At 70.6% G+C, this 2,301-nt stretch carries 2 protein-coding genes; both read right to left on the bottom strand.

What is annotated here, in order from left to right:
- A partial coding sequence (locus HTZ77_RS44870) for an aldehyde dehydrogenase family protein (RefSeq protein WP_175595911.1) occupies window positions 1-1,415 on the bottom strand: 1,415 nt, incomplete at its 3' end.
- The coding region (gene deoC, locus HTZ77_RS44875) for a deoxyribose-phosphate aldolase (RefSeq protein ID WP_175595912.1) at window positions 1,415-2,301 on the bottom strand (887 nt) is incomplete at its 5' end. The genes deoC and HTZ77_RS44870, both read right to left, overlap by 1 nt.

Consider the following 2,301-nt stretch of genomic DNA (forward strand, 5'->3'; position numbering starts at 1 on the left):
AGGTATGCCTCCAGCCCGTGAAGGCCGCCTTCGCGGCCGTAGCCGGACTCCTTGTAACCGCCGAACGGCGAGGCCGGGTCGAACTTGTTGAACGTGTTGGCCCACACCACGCCGGCCCGCAGCCGCTCGGCCATCCACAGGATGCGCGAGCCCTTCTCGGTCCAGATGCCGGCCGACAGCCCGTACGGGGTGTTGTTGGCCTTCTCCACAGCCTCGGCCGGGGTCCGGAAGGTCAGCACCGACAGCACGGGGCCGAAGATCTCCTCCCGGGCGATGGTGTGCGACTGCGCCACCCCGGTGAAGATCGTCGGCGGAAACCAGTAGCCCCGCTCGGGCAGCTCGCACGCCGGTGACCAGCGCTCGGCGCCCTCGCTCTCGCCGACCTCGCTCAGCGAACGGATCCTGGCCAGCTGCTCGGCCGAGTTGATCGCGCCGATGTCGGTGTTCTTGTCCAGCGGATCGCCCAGCCGCAGCGTGCCCAGCCGGCGCCTGAGCGCGGCCAGCAGCTCCTCCTGCACCGACTCCTGCACCAGCAGCCGCGACCCGGCGCAGCACACGTGCCCCTGGTTGAAGAAGATCCCGTTGACGATCCCCTCCACCGCCTGGTCGATCGGCGCGTCGTCGAAGACGATGTTGGCCGCCTTGCCGCCCAGCTCCAGCGTCACCTTCTTGCCGGTGCCCGCCACGGTGCGCGCGATGAGCCGGCCGACCTCGGTGGAGCCGGTGAAGGCCACCTTGTCCACCTCGGGATGCGCCACCACGGCGGCGCCGGTCTCACCCGCGCCGGTCACGATGTTGACCACACCCGGCGGCAGCTCGGCCTGCCGGCAGATCTCGGCGAACAACAGCGCCGTCAACGGCGTCGTCTCGGCCGGCTTGAGCACCACCGTGTTGCCGCAGGCCAGCGCCGGGGCGACCTTCCAGGCGAGCATGAGCAGCGGGAAGTTCCACGGGATGACCTGACCGGCCACCCCCAGCGGCTTGGTGCCGAACCCCGCGTACTGCAGCTTGTCCGCCCAGCCCGCGTAGTAGAAGAAGTGCGCCGCCACCAGCGGCAGGTCCACGTCCCGCGACTCGCGGATCGGCTTGCCGTTGTCCAGCGACTCCAGCACCGCCAGCTCACGCGAGCGCTCCTGGACGATCCGCGCGATCCGGAACAGGTACTTGGCGCGTTCCACTCCGGGCAGGCCGCTCCACGCGCCGAACGCCTTGCGGGCGGCGCGCACGGCCCGGTCGACGTCGTCGGAGGTGGCCGTGGCGACCTCGGCCAGCGTCTCCTCGGTCGCCGGGTCGACCGTCTTGAACGGGGTGCCGGAGCCGTCGACGAACTCGCCGTCGATGAACAGCCCGTACGACGGCTTGATGTCGGCAATGTCCCGCGACTCCGGCGCGGGTGCGTACTCGAAGATCGCCATCAGGAATCCAGGGTGAAGTAGTCGGGGCCGGCGTAGCGGCCGGTGGCCAGCTTCTCGCGCTGCATCAGCAGGTCGTTGAGCAGCGAGGACGCGCCCAGCCGGAACCAGTCGGGCGACAGCCAGTCCTCACCGGCCGTCTCCTGCACGAGCACCAGGTTCTTGACGGCGTCCTTGGTCGTGCGGATCCCGCCGGCGGGCTTGACGCCGACCTGACGGCCGGTGCGGTCACGGAAGTCACGCACCGCCTCCAGCATGATCAACGTCACCGGCAGCGTCGCGGCGGGCGACACCTTGCCGGTGGAGGTCTTGATGAAGTCCGCGCCGGCCAGCATCGCCAGCCACGACGCGCGCCGCACGTTGTCATAGGTGACCAGCTCGCCGGTCTCCAGGATGACCTTGAGGTGCGCCTCGCCGCAGGCCGCCTTCACCGCGACGATCTCCTCGTACACCTTCAGGTAGTCGCCGGACAGGAACGCGCCACGGTCGATCACCATGTCGATCTCGTCGGCGCCCGCCGCCACCGCCAGCGCGGTGTCGGCCACCTTGACCTCGAGCGAGGAACGGCCGCTGGGGAACGCCGTGGCCACCGAGGCCACCTTCACCCCCGAGCCGGCCACGGCCGCCACGGCCACCGGCACCAGGTCGGGATAGACGCACACGGCCGCCACCCGGGGAGCGCCCCCGCCGGGGTGCACGGCCTTGACGCACATGGCCCGCACCTTGCCCGCCGTGTCGGCGCCTTCGAGCGTGGTCAGGTCGACCATCGAGATGGCCAGATCGATCGCCCGGGCCTTGGCCGTCGTCTTGATCGAACGGGTGCCCAGCATCGCCGCCCGCTGGTCCGCGCCGACCCGGTCCACACCGGGCAGGCCGTGCAGGAACGCTC

It is taken from the genome of Nonomuraea montanisoli (assembly GCF_013363975.1).
Taxonomy (GTDB): Bacteria; Actinomycetota; Actinomycetes; order Streptosporangiales; family Streptosporangiaceae; genus Nonomuraea; species Nonomuraea montanisoli.